The following is a 20,461-nucleotide window of genomic DNA, read 5'->3' as shown; positions in this document are numbered from 1 at the left end:
GTGCGCGGACCGGGAGTCCTGCGCGTCGCACGGCGCCCTGCCGCGCGCTGTCCTGTTGGCACGGCATCCTTGAAGAGCCAACCCCCTGCAGGTATCATGCGTGCCTTTGTGCGATACCGGTTTTTCACCAGCCGACACGGCTGCAGGACTCCGGATCGCCTGCCAACAGGAACTCCAACCGATGTTCAAGACGATTCAGGGACGCCGCATCCGCGTCGGGGTAGTGGGATGTGGTCGCATCTCGAAAAACCACTTCGGTTCGATCGAGACCCACGGCAATGACCTCGAGTTGGCCGCCGTCTGCGACAATGACCGCTCCGTTCTCGACGCCCACCTGGAGAAATACCCGGTCAGAGGCTATGCGCGCATGGACGAAATGCTGCGCAAGGAGTCGCTCGACGTCGTCGCGCTGTGTACGCCAAGCGGCCTGCATCCCGACCAGGCGGTCCTGGCTGCCACGCACGGTGTCAACGTGGTCACCGAAAAGCCGATGGCGACTCGCTGGCAGGACGGCGTTCGCATGGTGCGCGCCTGCGACCAGGCGAACGTGCGACTGCTGGTCGTCAAGCAGAACCGCCGCAACTCGACCCTGCAGATGCTGAAACGGGCCTTCGACGAAAAGCGCTTCGGCAAGGTCTATATGGTCAGCATCAACGTCTTCTGGTCACGCCCCCAGGAGTACTACGATTCCGCGAAGTGGCGCGGGACCTGGGAACTTGACGGCGGCGCCTTCATGAACCAGGCCAGCCACTATGTCGACCTCGTCGACTGGCTGGTCGGCCCGGTCGCCAGCGTCACCGCGATGACGGCAACTCTGGCACGGGACATCCAGGTCGAAGATACCGGTGTGCTCAACATTCGCTGGCGCAGCGGGGCTCTCGGCTCGATGAGTGTCACCATGCTCACCTACCCGAGGAACCTCGAAGGCTCGATCACCATTCTTGGGGAGAAGGGAACCGTCCGTATCGGCGGCGTCGCGGTCAACGACATTCAGGTCTGGGACTTCGCCGATCAGCGTGACTACGATGCCGACATCAAGACCGCGAACTACGAGACCACCTCGGTCTACGGCTTCGGTCACCCGCTGTACTACCGCAACGTCGTCGACGTGCTGCGTGGCGATGCGGAACCAGAGGTCGATGGACGTGAAGGCCTGAAGTCCCTCGAAGTCCTGATCGCAGCCTACCTGTCGGCCCGCGATGGACGCGAGATAGCCTTGCCTCTGGAATACTGACCGCTTGATGGACATCGGCATCGTTGGTGGCGGCATCAACGGTCTATGTTGCGCTTGGCAGCTGCAACTGCGCGGCCACAGCGTGCGCCTGTACGAACGCAACCGGTTGCTGGCGGAGACCAGCTCGCGCTCGTCCAAACTGCTGCACGGCGGGCTCCGCTATCTCGAGAACCTCGAATTCCGGCTGGTGCGAGAGGCACTGCGCGAGCGCGACAGCTGGCTGGCGCGAGTGCCTGGACTGACTCGGCCACTGCGCTTGTTGTTGCCGATCTACCGTGGTGGCCGTCGTTCGCGCTGGCTGATCCGTTCCGGGCTGTTCCTCTACGACTCGCTGGCGGGGAGAAGCGCACTGCCGGCCGCGAGCTGGCGTACGGCCCGACAAATCGCACAGGCCGACCCGGAACTGCGGCGTGCGGGACTGGTCGGCGGCTACGCCTTCTCCGATGGCCAGATGGACGATCGGGCACTGGGCTTGTGGGTCGCCGGGCAGGCGCAGGCAGCCGGTGCGGTGCTGCAGGAGCATTGCGAGGTGCGCCGCGTCGATCGCAATGGCCGGATTGACTTCGCCGGTGGCACTTCAGTCCGCCACGAACGCCTGATCAACGTCTGCGGGCCTTGGGCGGAGCGCCTGCTCGAGCAGAGCGGGATTGGCTCGCCGTACCGCCTCGATCTGGTGCGCGGCAGCCATCTGGTCATTGATCGTCCTTGTCCGCAGGCTTACGTCCTCGAAGTCCCTTGCGAGCCGCGAATCGTTTTCGTCCTTCCCTGGCAGGGACGAACGCTGGTCGGCACGACCGAAATTCGGCAGTCGCTCGACGATCCGGTGGTCTGCGATCCAGGCGAGCTGGATTACCTGCTGACGGCCGTCGGGCATTATCTTCCGACTGCAGGCGATGCTCGCCGCGTGATTGAGGTGTTTGCCGGTGTTCGGCCGCTGCTGTACTCGGCCAGCAACCCGGCGCAGACCACGCGTGAGTACGCCGTGCACCGTGACGGTGCGCTGATCAGCGTCTTTGGCGGCAAGTGGACGACCGCTCCAGCGCTGGCGAGAAGGGTTTCCGATCACATTCACTGAATCCGGGAGGGTCATGAGCGGCTATACGGCAGATTCGACGGCAATCATCGACAGCGGCGCGACAGTCGGCGACAATACCCGAATTTGGCAGTGGGTACATGTTTGCAGCGAGGCTCGCATCGGCAGCGGCTGTTCGCTGGGTCAGAACGTCTTCGTGGGCAACAAGGTGATCATCGGCAACAACGTCAAGATCCAGAACAACGTTTCGGTTTACGACAACGTAACGCTCGAGGACGACGTCTTTTGCGGCCCGAGCATGGTCTTCACCAACGTCTACAACCCGCGCAGCCACGTGTCGCGCAAGCACGAGTACCGCGATACGCTCGTCAGGCAGGGTGCGACGCTCGGCGCCAACTGCACGATCGTCTGTGGCGTGACCATCGGCGAGTACGCCTTTGTCGCTGCCGGCGCGGTGGTCAATCGGGACGTCCCCGCCTACGCGCTGATGGCGGGCGTTCCCGCGCGACAGATCGGCTGGATCAGCCAGCACGGCGAACGCCTTGATCTGCCGCTCAGTGGGGAAGGAGAAGCGTACTGCCCGGCGACGGCGGTGCGCTATTTGCTTCGGGAAGGGCAGGTCAGCTGCCTGCAGGGCATCCAGAGCAACCCGCAGGTACCGCCGGATGCCGGGCAGCATGGGCACTGACATCCGACCGACAGCCTCCCGGAGATCAGCGGAAGGCACCCGCATCAACCGTCAGGCAGCAGGACACGCATGAGCATCCAATTCATTGACCTCAAGGCACAATACGCCTCCCTCCGCGGCCCGATCCATGAGCGCATGCAGCGGGTGCTCGATCACGGCCAGTACATCATGGGCCCGGAAGTCCGGGAGCTGGAACAGCGGCTGGAGCAGTACACCGGGTGTGCGCACTGCATCACCGCCGCTTCGGGAACCGAAGCCCTGCTGATCTCTTTGATGGCCCTCGGGGTCGGACCGGGGGACGAAGTGATCACGACGCCATTCACCTTCGTCGCGACGGCGGAAGTGATCGCACTGGCAGGTGCCACACCGGTCTTCGTCGATGTCGAGCCCGACACCTGCAACATCGACGCCAAGCTCGTTGCCGCGGCGATCACGGCAAGAACCCGCGCGATCATGCCGGTCTCGCTTTATGGCCAGGTCGCCGACATGGCAGAGATCGGCTCCATTGCCCGCCGTCACGGCGACATTCCCGTGATCGAGGATGCAGCGCAGAGCTTCGGCGCGACCTACCGCGGAGCGCGGAGCTGCAACCTGTCGAGCATCGGTTGCACGAGCTTCTTTCCCAGCAAGCCACTCGGTTGTTACGGTGATGGCGGCGCAATATTCACCAACGACGACGGTCTCGCCAAAGCCATGCGGGAGCTTCGCGTGCATGGTCAGGAGCGGCGCTATTTCCACACCCGCGTCGGCGTTGGCGGCCGCATGGACACGCTCCAGTGCGCGATCGTCCTCGCCAAGCTGGAGCAGTTCGACCAGGAGATCGAAGAACGCATCGCCGTCGGTGCACGCTACCTGGAAATGCTGCGCGAGTTGCCAAAGGTGCAACGGCTGGCCGTTCGTCCGGATCGGAGCTGTGTCTGGGGTCAGTTCACCGTGCAGGTGGACAAGCGTGACTACGTTCTCCAGCAGCTCGCCGCGGCCGGCATTCCCACTGCCGTCCATTATCCGGTGCCCTTGCACCGGCAGCCGGCTTACGCCGCAAGCTGCCGCATCGCGGGCAGTCTGGAGCACGCCGACGCGGTGGCGGCGCGTGTCCTCAGCCTGCCGATGCATCCCTATCTCGAGCAGCAGACCCAGGAAGCGATCGTTGCCGCGCTGGCGCAGGCGACGGCATGAGACTATTGACCATCGTCGGCGCTCGGCCCCAGTTCATCAAGGCCGCTGCCGTCTCGCGCGCGATACGCGAGGACTTCCCGGCAGACATCGACGAGATCCTCGCGCACACGGGTCAGCACTTCGACGAAAACATGTCCCGCGTTTTCTTCGACGAACTGGACATTCCGCAGCCGCTGTACAACCTCGAGATCTCCGGCGGCCTGCACGGTGCCATGACGGGCCGAATGCTCGAGGCGATCGAAGCCGTGTTGTTGCGGGAAAAGCCGGACTGGGTGCTGATCTACGGCGACACCAACTCGACACTCGCCGGCGCACTGGCCGCCGCCAAGCTGCACGTGCCGGTGGCGCACGTCGAGGCTGGCCTGCGTTCGTTCAACATGCGCATGCCGGAAGAGATCAACCGCATTCTGGCCGACCGCGTCTCCAGCCTGCTCTTCTGCCCGACGCAAACAGCGGTCGGGAACCTGCAGGCCGAAGGCATCGTCGAGGGTGTCGCCAACGTCGGCGACGTGATGTACGACGTGGCCCTCTTCTATCGCGACCGGGCGCGGCGACACAGCCAGGCGCTGCAGCGTCTGCACCTGACGGCGGGAGGTTTCGCCCTCGCCACCTGCCATCGTGCCGAAAATACCGACGATCCGGAACGACTGGACCAGATCCTGTCGGCGCTGGCGCGGACGGCGGCCGAGTTGCCGGTGGTCCTGCCACTCCACCCGCGGACGCGCAAGCTTGTCGATGAACATGGTCTGCTGCATCATCTGGATTCGCTCACCCTAACCGAGCCTTTGCCCTTTCTCGACATGGTGGCACTCGAACAGGCGGCACGGCTGATCCTGACGGATTCGGGCGGAGTGCAGAAGGAGGCTTTCTTCTACCGTGTTCCCTGCATCACCATGCGCGACGAGACCGAGTGGGTCGAGACCGTCGAGACTGGCTGGAATCGGCTGGTGGGCGCGTCCTGTCCGACGATCGTCGCCGCCGTCAGCGAGGTCCTTGCCGGTCGAACTGGAACCGAGCAGGGCAGCCCGTACGGCGATGGCATGGCGGCGCGAGCGATTGTCTCGCGCCTGCTGCAAGCGGTGCGAGTTGGCGTCGATTCGAACGTTTCACCATCTACAAGGAAAGCATGATGAAGGTCTTTGTCAGCGGCGGGCTCGGGCAGATCGGCTCGCATATCATCGAGATGCTGCTCGCACGGGGCGACCAGGTCGTCACCATCGACAACCTCGCGACCGGGCGCCGGGAACATCTTGCCGACCATCCAGCGCTGAAGATAGTCATCGACTCGGTCGCCAACAAGACACTGATCGACCAGCTGGTCGGTGATTTCAGGCCGGAGGCGATCGTTCATACCGCGGCCTCGTACAAGGATCCGGACGACTGGTACAACGACACCCTGACCAACTGCGTCGGCGGTTCGAACATGGTCGATGCGGCGAAGAAGTTCGCTGTCAGCCGTTTCATCTATTTCCAGACGGCACTCTGCTACGGCCTGCGGCCCGTGCAGCAGCCGATCCGCCTCGACCATCCGCGCAACCCGGTCGGCAGCAGCTACGCCATCTCGAAGACCACCAACGAGTATTACCTCGAACTTTCCGGTGTCGACTACGTGACCTTCCGTCTGGCAAACGTCGTCGGGCCGCGCAACGTCGCCGGGCCGCTGCCGATCTTCTATCAGCGGCTCAAGGACGGCAAGCAGTGCTTCGTCACGCGCGCGCGGCGCGATTTCGTCTTCGTCAAGGACCTCGCGCGCGTCGTCCTCAAGGCCATCGACGGCACGGGACACGGCGCCTACCATTTCTCGTCGGGCAAGGACGTGGCCATCCAGGAACTTTACGAGGCGGTGGTCACCGCCCTCGATGTCCCGGGCAGGCCACAGGCCGAGGTCAAGGAACTCGGACCGGATGACGTCTTCTCGATCCTGCTCGACCCCAGCCGTACCTTCGAGGATTTCGGGACAATCGAATTCACGCCGCTGCAGGAGACCGTGTCGGCGGCCATGGCCTATTACCAGAGGCACGGTACGCTCGGTGAGTACACGCACCTGCGTCTCGAAAGCAAGAAGTAAGCGAGGATTCCGATGCGTATCCTGATTACCGGCGGCGCCGGCTGCCTTGGCTCCAACCTGATCGAACACTGGTTGCCGCAAGGCCACGAAATATTCGTGATCGACAATTTCGCCACCGGCAAACGCGAGGTCGTGCCCGAGGTGCCCGGCCTGGCTGTCAAGGAAGGCAGCATCGTCGATCAAGCGCTGGTCGATGCCTGCTTTGCGCGGTTTCAGCCGGAGGTCGTCATCCATGCCGCTGCGGCCTACAAGGATCCCGATGACTGGGTCGAAGACTCGCGCACCAATGTCATCGGCAGCGCCCACGTTGCGCGCGCTGCGAAGGCATGCGGTGCCAGGCGCCTGATCAATTTCCAGACGGCACTGTGCTACGGCCGCCCGCAGCAGTTGCCGATTCCGGCAAGCCACCCCACGGCGCCGTTTACCAGCTACGGCATCACCAAGACGGCGGGTGAGCAGTTCATGCTGCTCTCCGGCGTACCGACGCTGTCGCTGCGCATCGCCAACGTGACCGGCCCGCGCCTGGCGATCGGCCCGATCCCGAGCTTCTACAAGCGCCTGAAGGCTGGCCAGAGCTGCTTCTGCTCGGACACCTCGCGTGATTTCCTTGATATGGCCGACTTCCTGGCGTTCATGGATGTCGCGATCCAGCCCGATGCGCCCACCGGGGTCTACAACATCGCCAGCGGCGAGGCGCACTCGATCAAGGAAATCTTCGATCTGGTCACCGACTACCTTGGATTGGGCGGCAGGGAGGTTCCGGTTGTCCCGCCGGCAGCCGATGACGTACCGGTTGTTTCGCTCGATGCCAGCGAGACCTTGAAGGCGTTCGGATGGCAAGCCAGGGTTGGCTTTGCCGAGACGATCAGACGGCAATTGGATTGGTACGAGAAGTACGGTATTTCCGATGTGTTCTCACATCTCAAAGCGCCAACGCAAACCAAGTAAGCAGGGCTATCGGTCATGAGCGATCTAAGGTTTTCAGGAGCACGGGTGCTGGTGGTCGGCGGCGCGGGGTTTGTCGGCAGCAACCTGGTGCATCGGATTCTCGAGCACGATCCGCGCGAAATCATCGTTGTGGATAACCTGATTTCGTCCGATGTTTCCAACATTCCCGCTGATTCGCGCGTTCGTTTCGTCTTCGGGTCGATCACCGATGACCGTATCCTGGCCGGGCTGCCGGTTGATCTCGACTACGCCTTTCATCTGGCCTGCTTCCATGGCAACCAATCGTCCATTGCCGACCCGTTTGCCGACCATGACAACAACACCTACACCGCGCTCAAGCTCTTCGACCGTCTGAAGGACATCAGGGGACTGAAAAAGGTCGTTTACGCGGCGGCGGCCTGTGCGGTCGCGGAGAAGACCTACGACACACCGACGGCAACGACCGAGGAGCAGCCGGTCACGCTTTACCACGACAGCCCGTACTCGATCTCGAAGATCATCGGCGAACTGTACGGCAACTACTATTTCCAGCAGCACGGGTTGCCCTTCGTCAAGGCGCGCTTCTCGAACGTATACGGGCCGCGCGAGATTCTCGGTGCCGGGCAGTGGCGGGGTACGGTGCACACCGTCTGGCGCAATGTCACGCCGACCTTCATCTGGCGCTCGCTGCATGGCGACGCGCTGCCACTCGACAACGGTGGCAACGCCAGTCGCGATTTCATCTTCGTCGAGGACATGGCACGAGGCCTGATGGCCTGCGCGCTGCGCGGTGCTGCGGGCGGGGTATATAACCTTGCCACTGGCCAAGAGACGAGCATCCTGGAGCTGGCAACCATCATCAACGAATGCACGGGCAACACCACCCCACTGGACCTACGGCCCGCACGCGACTGGGATCGTTCGGGAAAACGCTTCGCCTCCACCGAGAAGGCTGAACGCGAGTTGGGATTCACCGCGCAGGTCGAAATTCGCGAAGGATTGCGCCGCACCGTTGAATGGACCAACGCAAACCGGGAACTGATCAAGCGTAGCATGGCGAGGCACGACAAGCTGATGGCGCAGGCCGGGACATGATGCACGAGTTGCGTTGAACTGTTGCCGGCTGTTGGGCTGAAAGAACTGGAAGCCAGGAAATGAATCCGTTGAACGATGCGCGAGTGATGGTAATCGGTGGGGCCGGTTTCATCGGCAGCCATGTAGTTGGCGAATTGCTCAAGACTGACGTCGGCGAAGTGCTGATCTACGACAACTTTGCTCGCGGCAAGCGAGACTATCTCGCACCTCATCTTCCGGATGCGAGGTGTCGTCTCTACCAGAACGGGGCGGACATCCGCGAGGTTGATCTCCTCGACGACGCCATGCGCGGTTGTGACTACGTCATTCACCTGGCGGCGATGTGGCTGCTGCACTGCAAGGACTTTCCCCGCACCGCCTTCCACGTCAACATCGAGGGCACCTTCAACGTCCTCGAGGCATGCGTCAGACACGGGGTCAAGCGCTTGGTCTACTCGTCCTCGGCATCCGTGTACGGCGATGCGGTGGAGGTGCCAATGACGGAGGCTCATCCTTTCATGAACCGGAATTTCTACGGCGCCTCCAAGATTGCCGGCGAAGCCATGTGTCGGGCCTTTCACGATCGCTACGGGCTTGCCTACGTCGGGCTGCGCTACATGAACGTTTATGGACCGCACCAGGATCAGACGGCTGCCTACACCGGGGTCATCCCGATCATGCTGAACAAGATCGACGCCAATGAAGCGCCGGTGATCAACGGCGATGGCTCGCAGGCGTACGATTTCATCGACGTCGAGGATGTCGCCCGGTGCAACGTGCTCGCCTTGCAAGCCAAGGCAAACGACCAGTTCTACAATGTGGGCTCCGGCGTGCAGACCAGCATCAAGCAACTGTGCGACCTCATCCTTGAACTGAAACGCTCCAGTCTGCAGGTCACCTACAAACCCTACTCTGCCGATGACGCCCGTCGGCTGGTGCAGAATCGCATCGGCTGCCCGGCGAAAGCCGAGGTCGATCTCGGCTTCAGGTACCGCTACGGGTTGCGCGAAGGACTGGAGAAACTCATCGCCTGGCGGGAAGCCAACAAGGGCGCTTACTGATGGTCATGCGATCGATCGCAATCTCTCTTCCTTGCACCGGCGATGAGGAGTGGGAAGCGACGCGCGAGCCGCTGCGGAGCGGCTGGCTGACACAAGGGCCGAAGGTTGCCGCTTTTGAACAGGCGTTTGCCGCGCGGCATGCGACCGCACACGCCTTGGCGACGACCAGCTGCACAACCGGGCTGCACCTGATCCTGGCGGCGATCGGTATCGGTCCGGGCGACGAAGTGATCGTTCCGGCGTTCACCTGGGTGGCGACAGCCAACGTGGTCGTGTACTGTGGCGCAACGCCCGTATTCGCCGATGTGGATCGTCGGACCAACAACCTTGATGTCGGCGATGTCGTACAACGGCTCACCCCGCGAACGAAGGCCGTGATCGCGGTTCACCTGTTCGGGCTGTGTGCGGACATCGATCGGCTGCGCGCGGTACTGCCCGCGCATGTCCCGATCATCGAGGACGCCGCCTGTGCTGCCGGCGCCAGCTACAAGGGACGTCCCGCGGGTTCACTCGGGTTGGCGGCAGCATTCTCCTTTCATCCGCGGAAGTCGATCACCACCGGCGAGGGTGGCATGGTGACCACCAACGATGCGGTACTGGCGGCGACTGCCAACATGCTGCGCAACCACGGCGCGAGCATCTCCGAAGAACAGCGCCACAGCGGCCCACGCCCCTATCTTCTGCCCGAGTTCAACCTGCTCGGATACAACTACCGGATGACCGACCTGCAGGGGGCGGTGGGCTTGGTGCAGTTGGCAAAGCTCGATCGTTTCATTGCCGAGCGAACCGCTTGGGCCGACTATTACACGCGTGCGCTGGCCGACATCGAGTGGTTGCAGCCGCCGGAGGCCCCGGCAGATGGCCAGCACGCTTGGCAGGCGTACGTCCTCTACGTCGATCCATACAAGGCTCCGGCCCCGCGCAACGAGCTCATGGAGCGGCTGCAAGCATGCGGCGTCGCCACTCGACCGGGTACGCACGCGGTGCATCTGCTCGGCTACTACGCCAGCCGCTATGGACTGCGGCCGGAAGACTTCCCGGTAGCTCGCGACTGCAACGACCAGACCATGGCCATTCCACTTCACAATCGGATGACGGCAGCCGACTACACGCATGTCGTCGAGTCGCTGCACCGGATCGGCTGAGCCATGTGCGGCATCGCCGGCCTCGTGAATCTTGACGGACGGCCAGTTTCACCTGCCATCCTCAAGCACATGACCGACGCCATCGCACATCGCGGACCTGACGGCGAGGGACGATGGACCGAAGGTTGCGTCGGGTTGGGACACCGCCGGCTGGCAGTCATCGATCTCTCGACCGCGGCGCATCAGCCAATGCTCTCCGCGGACCATCGTTACGTCATTGCCTACAACGGGGAGATATACAACTACCGGGAGCTGCGCGCCGATCTTGAAGCCGAGGGTTTCCGTTTTCGCTCGCAGTCGGATACCGAGGTCGTCCTGAACGCACTGGCCGCCTGGGGACCACTGGCCTTCGCCAGCCTCAACGGCATGTTCGCTTTCGCCTTGTGGGACCGGCATGAACGAAGGCTCATGCTGGCACGAGACCGCTATGGGGTGAAGCCTCTGTACTATGCAGTGGTCGGAAACACCCTGGCGTTTGCATCCGAGCAGAAGGCGATCATCGCCCAGCCGGGATTCCCGCGGCAACTTGACCGGGAGGCCTTGCTCGAGTACTTCACGTTCCAGAACATCTTCACCGACAGGACCCTGCTGCAGGACCTCAGGTTGTGTCCGGCTGGCCACTACGCCGTGCTCGACTTCGCCAGCAGGGCTCCCCAACTGAAATTCTCTCAGTACTGGGACTTCGATTTCCGTGAACCATCGGGCAAGGTGGACAAGATGGCCTACGAGGGCGAACTGGATCGCCTCTTCCGGCAGGCGGTCAATCGTCAACTGGTCACGGATGTGGAACTCGGCAGCTACCTCAGCGGCGGCATGGACTCGGGCTCGATCACTGCCGTCGCGGCGCAGTCTTACCCATACATGAAGACCTTCACCTGCGGCTTCGATCTCAACTCGGCTTCCGGCCTCGAACTGGCGTTCGACGAGCGGAGCAAGGCTGAGTACATGTCGTATTGCTTCAAGACCGAGCACTACGAGATGGTACTGAAAGCGGGCGACATGGAGCGTGTCCTGCCCCGGCTCGCCTGGCATCTTGAGGAGCCGCGTGTCGGCCAGAGCTATCCGAACTACTACGCAGCACAACTTGCGTCGAAGTTCGTCAAGGTGGTCCTCTCCGGAGCAGGTGGTGACGAACTGTTTGGCGGTTACCCATGGCGTTACTATCGGGCCGTGGTCAATGATGATTTCGAGCGATACATCGACAAGTACTACCAGTTCTGGCAGCGGCTGATGCCGAACCAGCGCCTGCGAGAGGTCTTCGCACCGATCTGGGGCGACGTGAAGTACGTCTGGACACGCGATATCTTTCGTGATGTTTTCAAACATCATTCAGACAGTCTCTATTCTCCGGTCGACTACATCAACCACTCTCTGTATTTCGAGGCCAAGACGTTCCTGCATGGGTTGCTGATCGTCGAGGACAAGCTCAGCATGGCGCACGGTCTCGAGAGTCGGGTACCGTTTCTCGACAACGAATTGGTGGAGTTTGCCATGCGCTGCCCGGTCTCGTTGAAACTCAACAACCTCTCCGAGGTGGTGCGGATGAACGAGAACGAGCCGGGAGCCAAATCGTCGAAGTATTTCGAGCGCACACGCGATGGCAAACAGATCCTCAGGGACGTGATGGCCCGACACATTCCGGACTCGATCACCGGTGGCCTGAAGCAGGGCTTCTCCGGACCGGATGCCAGCTGGTTCAAAGGCGAAAGCATTGATTTCGTCAAACGCAGCCTTTTGGACAGGAGCGCGCGCATCTACGACGTCCTCGACCGCAAGGCATTGGTACCGATGATAGAGCAGCACATGCGAGGTGAAGAGAATCAGCGCCTGTTGATCTGGTCGCTGCTGAACGTCGAAGCGTGGATGAAGGCATACCTGTGATCGGGATCCTGTCGGACGCCCACGGTAACACCGCCGCTTTTCGTGCGGCCATCGATCATTTGCGGCAACTCGGCGCACAACGGTTCTACTTTCTTGGCGATGCCGTGGGATACTTTCCGACCGTCGAAGTGATCAGCGAACTGGAACGGATGGGAACGACGGTTAGCTGCGTTCTCGGCAACCATGAGGATCTCCTGCTGAAGGGCGGCATGGATCGGGAGCGCGAACCATTATACGGGCATCAGCTCATCCGGAATCGCTTGACCCAGCGGCAGGCAGCGTTCATTCGAACCTGGCCGACGCACTGTCGGCACTCCGAAGGCCAGACGGAACTGCTGTTTGTACACGGAAGCCCGGCGGATTTCACGAACGAGTATCTGTATCCCGACAGCGATCTCAGCCGATTCGTCCTCAGGGAGAGATTCGTCTTCATGGGGCACAGCCATTACCCATTCATCCGCATGGTAGGCGGCACCACATTCGTCAACGTGGGAAGCTGTGGTTTGCCGCGGGATGATGGGCGCTATGGTTCGTTCGCGACCTTCGATCCGGCGAACGAGGAAGCGCGCCTGTATCGTTTTGACATCAGCAAGTCGCTGGCTTCCCTGCCGGCGGATTCGCTGAGTTTGGTACACCCATCAGTCCTTCGTCTTTTCGCTCGGCGAGCGGCTTCGCTGGCCGGGACGGTCATAGAAGCCAAGAAAGCGAGCAATTCATGATCAGGATTCTGGTTACGGCGATGGGCGGCGGCGGCCATGGAGAACAGATCCTGAAAGCGCTGCGGCTCGCCAAGAATGAACGCTACTGGATCGTCGGAGCCGACGCCAACCCGGCCTGCCCGCAGTTCGATATGGTACACGAGCGCGCTGTGCTGCCGCTAGCCAGTTCGCCAACCTACATGGATGAGCTTTTCGCCCTGATTGCACGCCACCGGATACAGGTCCTCTTTCACGGTTGTGAACCCGAATTGAGGCTCTTCGCCAGGCATCGACGAGAAATTGAAGAGCAGGGTGTGTTCCTGCCGGTCAACCCGACCGCTGTGATCGACCTGTGCATGGACAAGGAGAAGACCAACAGGCGCCTGCTGGAACTTGGGTTTTCCGCTCCCCGCTTCGCCGTCGTAGACGCGACTAGCGATTTGGCAGCGATTGACTGGTTTCCTGTGGTCGTGAAGCCTTCACTGGGAGGAGGCGGTTCGAGCAACGTCTATATCGCGCGGAACGCGCACGAGCTGGACGGTCTGGCGCAGTTTCTCAACCTCGGCGCCAATGACATCAAGTTCTTCATTCAGGAGTACGTTGGGACTCCTGATGCCGAGTACACGGTCGGCGTACTCCATGACATGGAGGGAGAATACATCAATGCCATCGCAGTCAAGCGCTCGTTGACCGGGCAGCTCAGCATTCGAACGAGCGTGGCCAACACGACCGGAAGAGCAGAGCTCGGACCGCGCCTGGTCATCAGCTCGGGAATCAGCCAGGGCGAGATCGACAGATTCCCGATTGTTTCCGATCAGTGCAGGGCGATCGCCATGGCGATCGGTGCCAGAGGCCCCCTGAACATACAGTGCCGCCTGGTCCGAGGCGTAGTCCAAGTCTTCGAGATCAACCCCAGGTTCTCCGGGACCACCTCACTGCGTGCCATGGTTGGGTATAACGAACCGGACCTTCTGATACGCAGGCACTTGCTGCAGGAAAAGTTGGATGTCGGTTTCGCGTACGGCAAAGGGCTGATCCTCAGGAACCTGACGGAGCACTACTATGGCTAGACCCACGTCCAACCTGGTCGGCAGGAACGCGTGTCCTGCCTGCGGCTCCTCGGCGATCATCCAGATCCCGTGCGGCGGCGAGTTGCCCGCGATTCTGTTCCCGGTGGAAGGTACTCGTGCAACCGATGTGCCGGCACGAGAAGTCCACGCAGCGGCCTGCTCTGCCTGTCAGCACGTCTTCCTGACACGCATCGACCCTGGTTTTGTCGAGAGACTGTACGCTGACTACTACAACCTCTATCCATTCAAGGCACTCGAAACCTTGAACGTCTTTTATCGCGAGCCGTTCGACAGGTTGCTGCCAGTATTCTGCCCCCCGGGCAGACGCAGCCTTCTGGAAATAGGTTGCGATGACGTGCAGCAGATGAAATACTTCCTCGACCAGGGATACCGCTGCACAGCGGTCAACCCGGGGGCCAGGCAAGGCGGCGATGTGCATTTCATCGATGGTTATTATGGTCTTACCCCGATAGCTGGAGATTTTGATTGCATTGTTTCGCGCTTCAATCTCGAGCATATCGTGGATGTCGACGCGTTCTTTGAGCAGCTACACCTGAATCTCAAGATCGATGGCATCGCGATCATGCAGGTGCCGAACGCCGAGCACTTCCTGCGGCTCGGGGTTCTGAACATGTTCGCGCACGAACACCCGCACTATTTCTGTCGCAACTCCCTCGCGGCAATGATCACCGGTCACGGCTTCGAGATCCGTTTCTTGAACGGTGCCAGCGAGCCCAGTCTGATCTGCGCATTTTGCCGCAGCTCCGGCAGCAGCTACGATCCTGGCGCAAGAATCGCATCCCTGAGACAGGTGATCGCTCAGGTCTGCGCTTTCATCGATGGCAGCGACGAGGGCGTGATTCTCTATGGCGCCGGCTTGTCGGCTACAGCCCTGCTGTATGCGTCCGACTTCCGGGCAGGATGGTATGACCGCATCTCCATAGTGGATGACAACCCCGTGGTCCAGGGTCGACTGATGCCGAATACCCCACTGACAATAGATCGGCCGGACGACAGGATCTTCGGAAACACGCGACCAATAATACTCACCTTGAGTGAGCAGTACCACCCGGCAGTGATCGACAGGCTGCGGGCACGAGGCGTGACGGCCAGGATCTTCGCCATTTCTGGCGGCGGTTTCGGAGCGGTCCCTGGCGATGACTGAAGATTGCACGCGATGTCGTTCTGGCGCTCTCGTGGCAGGAAGGAAGAGAAGCACATGATATCGGTAGATAACCCGCCGCCGAACGCAGCCCCGCAAGACGAGGACTTCACGATCGAGTCCTATCATGGTCTTGTTCGCCTCTGCCTGTCCTCGTACACGCCTGCCAGCTACGACCGCATTCCATGGGGGCAACGCTTCGTCCTTTGGCGACACGACTGCGACTATTCCCTCAATCGGGCACTCGCCGTGGGACGGGCGGAGCACGATGAGGGCCTGCAGTCTACCTTCTTCGTGAATCCGCACAGCGAGTTCTACAATCTGCTTGAGCGTAGCCAGCTCGAAATCCTGAACAGTCTGCTCGGCTTGGGTCACGAGGTCGCCCTGCACTTCGATGCGGCCTTTCATGCCACGCGCTCGGAGGACGAACTGCATGACCAAGTCGCCCGCGAGGCTCGACTGCTCGAGGAGTTTCTTGGTCAACGCCCCGCGGCTTTCAGCTTTCACAACCCGACGGCGTTTCATCTCGGCTGTGAGGCAGAAACCTATGGTGGCCTGGTCAATTGCTACTCACGGCGCTTCAAGACCGAGGTGCCGTACTGTTCCGACTCGAACGGATATTGGCGCTTTCGTCGCTTGTCAGAGGTGCTGAGCGAGGCCAGTGATTCGTGCCTGCAGGTGTTGACACACCCGGGCTGGTGGCAATCACGCGCCATGCCGCCGCGGCAGCGGGTTTTCCGCTGCGCTTTCGGTCGCGCCCGAGCGACGATGCTGTTCTACGACCAAGCGCTCGAGGCCTGCAATCGCGAGAACTTCGCCGGTGCAGCAGCGTCGATCAGCTTTCTGCGATCGGTTGACCATGAGATCTTTGAGGCCCTCGATTATCTTTGGAGCATGCGGCGCTTCGCGACGCTGTTCCTCGAACTTTCGCGACTCCATGAGACACAGCTCAGGCGGATCTGCAAGGCAATCCTGACTTCGGAATGGCGGATTCCGGTGGCGCAGGTGTGCGGTTTTCTCGACCGGGCCAGTGCTGGTTTCGATGGATTGAGCCTGTTCAAATGCATTTCCGGAAGAAGCTGGCTGCCAGCGAGAGAGGCACACGATGCGGCACACAGGAAGTCACTTATGGTGCGCGAGCGCTTGGCGCAAGGCGTGCCGGAGGCGGCAGACGAAGCGCTTGAGGCAGATTGCGTGGAGCTGTGCGGGCGAATCGAGTCGCTCGCCGTGTGGGGCAGGGGAGAGCCAATCGGCCTTGACGGCCTGAGCCGGGAAGAGTCTGCCAGCGATGCAGCGGACACCAGGCAAGGACCGCACGATGCCGGGGATCCTGAAAAACAGCGCAGCCGCGAAGTCTGCGAGGCGTATCGAACCAGGTGGGAAGCCTTGCAGAAACACCTGGGGGCTGTCGCCGCCGGCGCGGCAGTGCGGCCAGAGACAGCTGGGGCTGGGGCGGGTCGGGACGACGGGGGAGCGGAGCGGCTCGCCCTGCCTTTCTGATCCCATTGACCCTTTGGAGCGACTCACGAAAGTGTTGCGAATCCTGCTTTTTGGCGATGTTGCTGGGGTTTCCCAACTTCTCCGTCATCTTCCCGTGGGCCACGTGGTTGCCATCGTGGGTGCAGCGGTCAGACCACAGTATCACGATGGTCTGCTGGAGGTTGCCGCGCGAATGACGGTGCCCTTCCTTGTCCAGCCGCGATGGGGTAGCCCGGACTATGCGGGTTTCGCGGCCGCCATTGAAGCCCTTGATGCAGACTTGATCTGGGTCAACTCCTACAGCATGATCATTCGGGCGGACGTTCTGAGTCTCTCTCGCCTCGGCGGCATCAATATCCACCATGCGCTATTGCCACGTAATCGCGGCTGCAATCCGCTTCAGTGGGCGATCATCAACCGCGACACCGAGACGGGTGTGACCCTGCACGAATTGACATCCGGCATCGACGAAGGGCCCATCATCGCCCAGCGGCGCGTGGCGCTGCTCTTTGAGGACACCTGGCAAACGCTGCGCGATCGCCTTGCGCGAGCGACAGACGACCTGATCGCGGCGAGTCTGCCACAGATCCTCTCTGGCAACTGGACTGCCCAGAACCAGGACGAGCGGGCCGCCAACTACTGCTGCCGGCGGACTCCCGATGATGGGCTTTTCACATGGCGCCAACCGGTGGTTGCGATCTACAACCGTATCCGCGCTCTGCTGCCGCCGCTCCCGCCCGCCTTCTATGTCGATGGCGAGGGCCGGCGCGTCGGCATGGATCGCTACTTGACCCCGTGCGAGGTAACGGCGTTCAAGTACGGGCCGTTGGGAGGATGCATCCTCGAGACCGACTCGGTCCGTCTACGTCCCCTGTGGCAAGCCGATGCACCGCTCGTTGAGGAATGGTCGTCACACGACGAGGCACTGATCCTGAATTCAGCTTCTCGTCATTGGTCCGAGCAGGACCACTTGGCACCGGTGGGATCAAGGCTTGCAGAGCGCACGGATCTGCTGCTGTTCGTGATCGAGGAAAGGGCGAGCAGCAAGGCGATCGGCACTTGCCGGTTGCAGAACATCAATTGGCGGCACCGCAACGCGGAACTGCAGGTCCGGATCAGTGATGGCTCGTCTGCGGACGAAGCGTACTCAGCCGAGGCGATCAGGCTCCTGTGCCGGTTTGCCTTCGTGGACCTGAACCTTCATCGTATCTGCCTGCACGCTGCCGAGACCGAGCTGTCGATCATCCGTGCTTGCGAGAAAACGGGCTTTGTCCGCGAGGGTTCATTGACCGAGGCCGTCCTGGTCGACGGCATATGGCTCGACTTGGCCGTGATGGGATTGATCGAGCGCGACGAATGAACAGGACGGTTGCCATCCACCAGCCCAATTTTCTGCCCTGGCTCGGTTACTTCGACAAGATTGCACGCAGCGACGTGTTCATCTTTCTTGATGACGTACAGTTCCCCAAGACCGGCGGCGTCTGGTGCAATCGCGTACGATTGCGCAGTGGCGACCAGGCCCGCTGGGTCACCGGGCCGATCAAGCGAGCCTTCCATGGAGTCCGGGCGATCAACGAAATCGAATGGGCTGACGAGCAGCCGTGGCGCAGCAAGCTGCTGAAGACACTGACAGCAACGTACTCGAGAGCACCGTTCTACAAGGAAACCATGGCTTGGCTTGAACCACTGGTTCTTGCACCGGAGAGCAACCTGGCGCGCTACAACAGCGCGATGATCAAGGCGATCGCCGCGCAGATTGGCTTGCGGTATGACCATTGTGTAACGTCCTCTTCTCTTGGCTGCGATGGGCAGGGGAGCGATCTGTTGATCAACCTGACACGCAGAGTCGGCGGCACACGCTACCTGTGCGGCGGCGGAGCCTCCGGCTATCAGGACGATGAAGCATTCGCCCGGGCCGGCGTTTCTCTGGCATACCAGGGCTTTCGCCATCCCGTGTATCCACAGGCAGGTGGAGGCGACTTCTTGCCGGGGCTCTCGATCGTCGATTCATTGGCAAATGTCGGCAGAGCTGGAGTACGGGCGCTGCTGGCGGTAGAATGACCGATTGGTCGCAAGGAAGAGTCCGTGGGGTCGTACGATCGTCTTGTCAAGCGTGTGGCGCGTGCAGGCGTCAACACCGTACCCGCCGAGTGGAAGCAAGAGCTGAAGAGCAGGCTGAATTCATCCTTGAAGCCGGACCTCAAGGCAGAGCTCAAACCCGAGATCATGGCGGAACTCAAGGCCGGGCCCATGGCGGAACTCAAGGCCGAGCTCAGGGCCGAGCTCAGGGCGGAACTGGAGACCGAGCTCAAGGCCGAGCTGCTGCGATCCGTTGGTCGTCTTCATGATCTCTCCGGCCGCGTTGCAGCCTTTCGCGCCGCGGTCGGCGCAGAAGGATCGGCAAACCCCACGAGCATGGATGCAGCTGCCCGCGAACTGCGCCGATTGGTCCGTTCAGCCGCCGGCCTGCCGGTGGATCGTTGCGACCCGCCAGCTGCGGACGACCTGCTGGCCGAGGTCGCCTTTCTCCACTGCGCCGCGCACACCCTCAAGCCAGCTTTCGATGCGCTGGCGTCCCGGCGGGTGCTGTTCTGCGGTCAGTCCTATTACAACGTCTGGTACCTCTCGCGCGCCCTGCGTCACCTTGGATGGAAGGCCGATGTCTATAACTGGGACAGCAATCCTGGAAACTGGATCTACTACCATGGTGAGGATTACCGGCTCGGCGGTGATATCCCGGTAGGTGTCGAAGGAGAGTTGGGTTTCTACCTTCTGGCCATCTACGGTTACGACGTTTTCCATTTCTCCAACGCCCATGGCATTGCCTTCGGGTGGGGTGTCCAGTCGGCCGTCGCACAGCGCCTCGGGATGCACGCGGAAATCCACCTCCTCAAGGCACTCGGGAAGAAGGTGGTCTACTCGCACAACGGTTGCCTTGACGGCGTTTCTCAGACGGCCTTCGCCAAATGGGGTCCGGAGTCGGTCTGTGCGATCTGCCGCTGGCAACACGAACCCTCAGTCTGCAGTGACGAACGCAACCTCGCATGGGGACAGTTCAGGAACTCCGTCGCTGACTTTCAGTGCACGCTGGGCGGAAACCGGGTTGATTGCAACGCCGACCGAAGGGTCCACGAAGTTCCGGAGTTCTACTGCCTGGATCCCGAACTATGGCATCCGGAAATGGCGATTCCCGAGCAGTATCGTCTGCCATCGCTACCTGACGGCGGGGTGCGTCTTTATCACGCCGTCGGACACCGTGACGAGCGAACCCGCAGCGATGGACTCAACATCAAGTCCTCCCACGTGTATCTCCCCTTGATCGAGCGCCTGCGCACCGAGGGAATGGTACTGGACTTGATCCAGCCAACCGGCATTCCCAACAGGGAGGTCCGCTTCCTGCAGGCGCAGGCAGACATCTTCCTGGACATGCTGACGTACGGCTGGTTCGGCGCAAACATCCGTGAAGCGATGATGCTCGCGAAGCCGGTAATCTGCTTCATCCGTCCCGAGTGGCTGGAGAGCGTGCGCGAGGAGCTCCCCGATTATGCTGAAGAACTACCCGTTGTCAGCGCGACGCCGCACACCGTCGAGTCCGTCCTGCGCGACCTGATTGCCGATCCCGAGAGGCGGCGTGAGATCGGCCGGCGCAGCAGGGATTTTGCTCTGAAATGGCATTCCGCTGCGGCCGGGGCAACACGGTTCGATCGGATCTACGCTGCGCTGCTCGCTGGTGATCCCCTCTTGCGACGAAGCGCTTGAGTTCAC

At 61.5% G+C, this 20,461-nt stretch carries 18 protein-coding genes; all 18 read left to right on the top strand.

The annotated features are described in order from the left end of the window. The first annotated feature begins 181 nt into the window (after positions 1 to 181). Complete coding sequence (locus V5B60_RS05670; RefSeq protein ID WP_332346071.1) at positions 182 to 1,234, top strand: Gfo/Idh/MocA family protein; 1,053 nt, start codon at positions 182 to 184, stop codon at positions 1,232 to 1,234. Between the two features lie 7 nt (positions 1,235 to 1,241). After that, the gene (locus tag V5B60_RS05665) at positions 1,242 to 2,309 is read left to right on the top strand and encodes an FAD-dependent oxidoreductase (RefSeq protein ID WP_332346070.1); all 1,068 of its coding nucleotides are present in this window, start codon (positions 1,242 to 1,244) and stop codon (positions 2,307 to 2,309) included. 13 nt (positions 2,310 to 2,322) lie between these two features. Next, positions 2,323 to 2,955 (top strand): acyltransferase, encoded by a 633-nt coding sequence (locus V5B60_RS05660; protein ID WP_332346069.1) that lies wholly within the window; start codon positions 2,323 to 2,325, stop codon positions 2,953 to 2,955. Between the two features lie 75 nt (positions 2,956 to 3,030). Further along, positions 3,031 to 4,131, top strand: coding sequence for a DegT/DnrJ/EryC1/StrS family aminotransferase (locus V5B60_RS05655; RefSeq protein ID WP_332350437.1), 1,101 nt, complete (start codon positions 3,031 to 3,033; stop codon positions 4,129 to 4,131). Next, positions 4,128 to 5,261 (top strand): non-hydrolyzing UDP-N-acetylglucosamine 2-epimerase, encoded by a 1,134-nt coding sequence (wecB, locus tag V5B60_RS05650; RefSeq protein WP_332346067.1) that lies wholly within the window; start codon positions 4,128 to 4,130, stop codon positions 5,259 to 5,261. Before V5B60_RS05655 ends, wecB begins: the two co-directional genes overlap by 4 nt. Further along, a complete protein-coding gene (locus V5B60_RS05645) occupies positions 5,258 to 6,199 on the top strand; it encodes an NAD-dependent epimerase/dehydratase family protein (protein ID WP_332346065.1) in 942 nt (313 codons plus the stop codon). The genes wecB and V5B60_RS05645 overlap by 4 nt, the downstream gene beginning before the upstream one ends. Positions 6,200 to 6,211: 12 nt before the next feature. Continuing rightward, positions 6,212 to 7,147 carry an NAD-dependent epimerase/dehydratase family protein gene (locus V5B60_RS05640; RefSeq protein ID WP_332346064.1) on the top strand — a complete coding sequence of 312 codons (936 nt, stop codon included), beginning with the start codon at positions 6,212 to 6,214 and terminating at the stop codon, positions 7,145 to 7,147. Positions 7,148 to 7,162: 15 nt separating this feature from the next. After that, a complete protein-coding gene (locus V5B60_RS05635) occupies positions 7,163 to 8,221 on the top strand; it encodes an NAD-dependent epimerase/dehydratase family protein (RefSeq protein ID WP_332346061.1) in 1,059 nt (352 codons plus the stop codon). Between the two features lie 59 nt (positions 8,222 to 8,280). Then, positions 8,281 to 9,261 carry an NAD-dependent epimerase/dehydratase family protein gene (locus V5B60_RS05630; protein ID WP_332346059.1) on the top strand — a complete coding sequence of 327 codons (981 nt, stop codon included), beginning with the start codon at positions 8,281 to 8,283 and terminating at the stop codon, positions 9,259 to 9,261. After that, positions 9,261 to 10,406 carry a DegT/DnrJ/EryC1/StrS family aminotransferase gene (locus V5B60_RS05625; protein WP_332346057.1) on the top strand — a complete coding sequence of 382 codons (1,146 nt, stop codon included), beginning with the start codon at positions 9,261 to 9,263 and terminating at the stop codon, positions 10,404 to 10,406. The genes V5B60_RS05630 and V5B60_RS05625 overlap by 1 nt, the downstream gene beginning before the upstream one ends. Positions 10,407 to 10,409: 3 nt before the next feature. Next, entirely contained in the window at positions 10,410 to 12,287 is a 1,878-nt protein-coding gene (gene asnB, locus V5B60_RS05620) for an asparagine synthase (glutamine-hydrolyzing) (protein ID WP_332346056.1), read from the top strand. Then, entirely contained in the window at positions 12,284 to 13,006 is a 723-nt protein-coding gene (locus V5B60_RS05615; protein WP_332346054.1) for a metallophosphoesterase family protein, read from the top strand. Before asnB ends, V5B60_RS05615 begins: the two co-directional genes overlap by 4 nt. Next, positions 13,003 to 14,055 carry an ATP-grasp domain-containing protein gene (locus tag V5B60_RS05610; RefSeq protein WP_332346052.1) on the top strand — a complete coding sequence of 351 codons (1,053 nt, stop codon included), beginning with the start codon at positions 13,003 to 13,005 and terminating at the stop codon, positions 14,053 to 14,055. Before V5B60_RS05615 ends, V5B60_RS05610 begins: the two co-directional genes overlap by 4 nt. Further along, on the top strand, positions 14,048 to 15,220 hold the full coding sequence (locus V5B60_RS05605) for a class I SAM-dependent methyltransferase (protein WP_332346051.1): 1,173 nt from the start codon (positions 14,048 to 14,050) through the stop codon (positions 15,218 to 15,220). The genes V5B60_RS05610 and V5B60_RS05605 overlap by 8 nt, the downstream gene beginning before the upstream one ends. A gap of 54 nt (positions 15,221 to 15,274) precedes the next feature. After that, the gene (locus V5B60_RS05600; RefSeq protein WP_332346050.1) at positions 15,275 to 16,717 is read left to right on the top strand and encodes a hypothetical protein; all 1,443 of its coding nucleotides are present in this window, start codon (positions 15,275 to 15,277) and stop codon (positions 16,715 to 16,717) included. 31 nt (positions 16,718 to 16,748) lie between these two features. Then, positions 16,749 to 18,056: a GNAT family N-acetyltransferase gene (locus tag V5B60_RS05595; RefSeq protein ID WP_332346049.1), complete on the top strand. Its 1,308-nt coding sequence runs from the start codon at positions 16,749 to 16,751 to the stop codon at positions 18,054 to 18,056. Then, a complete protein-coding gene (locus V5B60_RS05590; RefSeq protein ID WP_332346048.1) occupies positions 18,053 to 18,757 on the top strand; it encodes a WbqC family protein in 705 nt (234 codons plus the stop codon). Before V5B60_RS05595 ends, V5B60_RS05590 begins: the two co-directional genes overlap by 4 nt. Positions 18,758 to 18,781: 24 nt before the next feature. Next, positions 18,782 to 20,455 (top strand): hypothetical protein, encoded by a 1,674-nt coding sequence (locus tag V5B60_RS05585; RefSeq protein WP_332346047.1) that lies wholly within the window; start codon positions 18,782 to 18,784, stop codon positions 20,453 to 20,455. The last annotated feature ends 6 nt before the right edge of the window (positions 20,456 to 20,461 follow it).

The organism is Accumulibacter sp. (genome assembly GCF_036625195.1).
GTDB lineage: Bacteria > Pseudomonadota > Gammaproteobacteria > Burkholderiales > Rhodocyclaceae > Accumulibacter.
The sequence above is the reverse complement of the archived record's forward strand: the minus strand, read 5'-3'. Positions and strand labels throughout refer to the sequence as shown.

Coding starts and splice junctions, on each gene's coding strand:
- V5B60_RS05645 (WP_332346065.1), top strand. CDS start 5,258: ATGATGAAGGTCTTTGTCAGCGGCGGGCTCGGGCAGATCGGCTCGCAT.
- V5B60_RS05605 (WP_332346051.1), top strand. CDS start 14,048: ATGGCTAGACCCACGTCCAACCTGGTCGGCAGGAACGCGTGTCCTGCC.
- V5B60_RS05640 (WP_332346064.1), top strand. CDS start 6,212: ATGCGTATCCTGATTACCGGCGGCGCCGGCTGCCTTGGCTCCAACCTG.
- V5B60_RS05610 (WP_332346052.1), top strand. CDS start 13,003: ATGATCAGGATTCTGGTTACGGCGATGGGCGGCGGCGGCCATGGAGAA.
- V5B60_RS05600 (WP_332346050.1), top strand. CDS start 15,275: ATGATATCGGTAGATAACCCGCCGCCGAACGCAGCCCCGCAAGACGAG.
- V5B60_RS05670 (WP_332346071.1), top strand. CDS start 182: ATGTTCAAGACGATTCAGGGACGCCGCATCCGCGTCGGGGTAGTGGGA.
- V5B60_RS05635 (WP_332346061.1), top strand. CDS start 7,163: ATGAGCGATCTAAGGTTTTCAGGAGCACGGGTGCTGGTGGTCGGCGGC.
- V5B60_RS05630 (WP_332346059.1), top strand. CDS start 8,281: ATGAATCCGTTGAACGATGCGCGAGTGATGGTAATCGGTGGGGCCGGT.
- asnB (WP_332346056.1), top strand. CDS start 10,410: ATGTGCGGCATCGCCGGCCTCGTGAATCTTGACGGACGGCCAGTTTCA.
- V5B60_RS05590 (WP_332346048.1), top strand. CDS start 18,053: ATGAACAGGACGGTTGCCATCCACCAGCCCAATTTTCTGCCCTGGCTC.
- V5B60_RS05665 (WP_332346070.1), top strand. CDS start 1,242: ATGGACATCGGCATCGTTGGTGGCGGCATCAACGGTCTATGTTGCGCT.
- V5B60_RS05625 (WP_332346057.1), top strand. CDS start 9,261: ATGGTCATGCGATCGATCGCAATCTCTCTTCCTTGCACCGGCGATGAG.
- V5B60_RS05660 (WP_332346069.1), top strand. CDS start 2,323: ATGAGCGGCTATACGGCAGATTCGACGGCAATCATCGACAGCGGCGCG.
- wecB (WP_332346067.1), top strand. CDS start 4,128: ATGAGACTATTGACCATCGTCGGCGCTCGGCCCCAGTTCATCAAGGCC.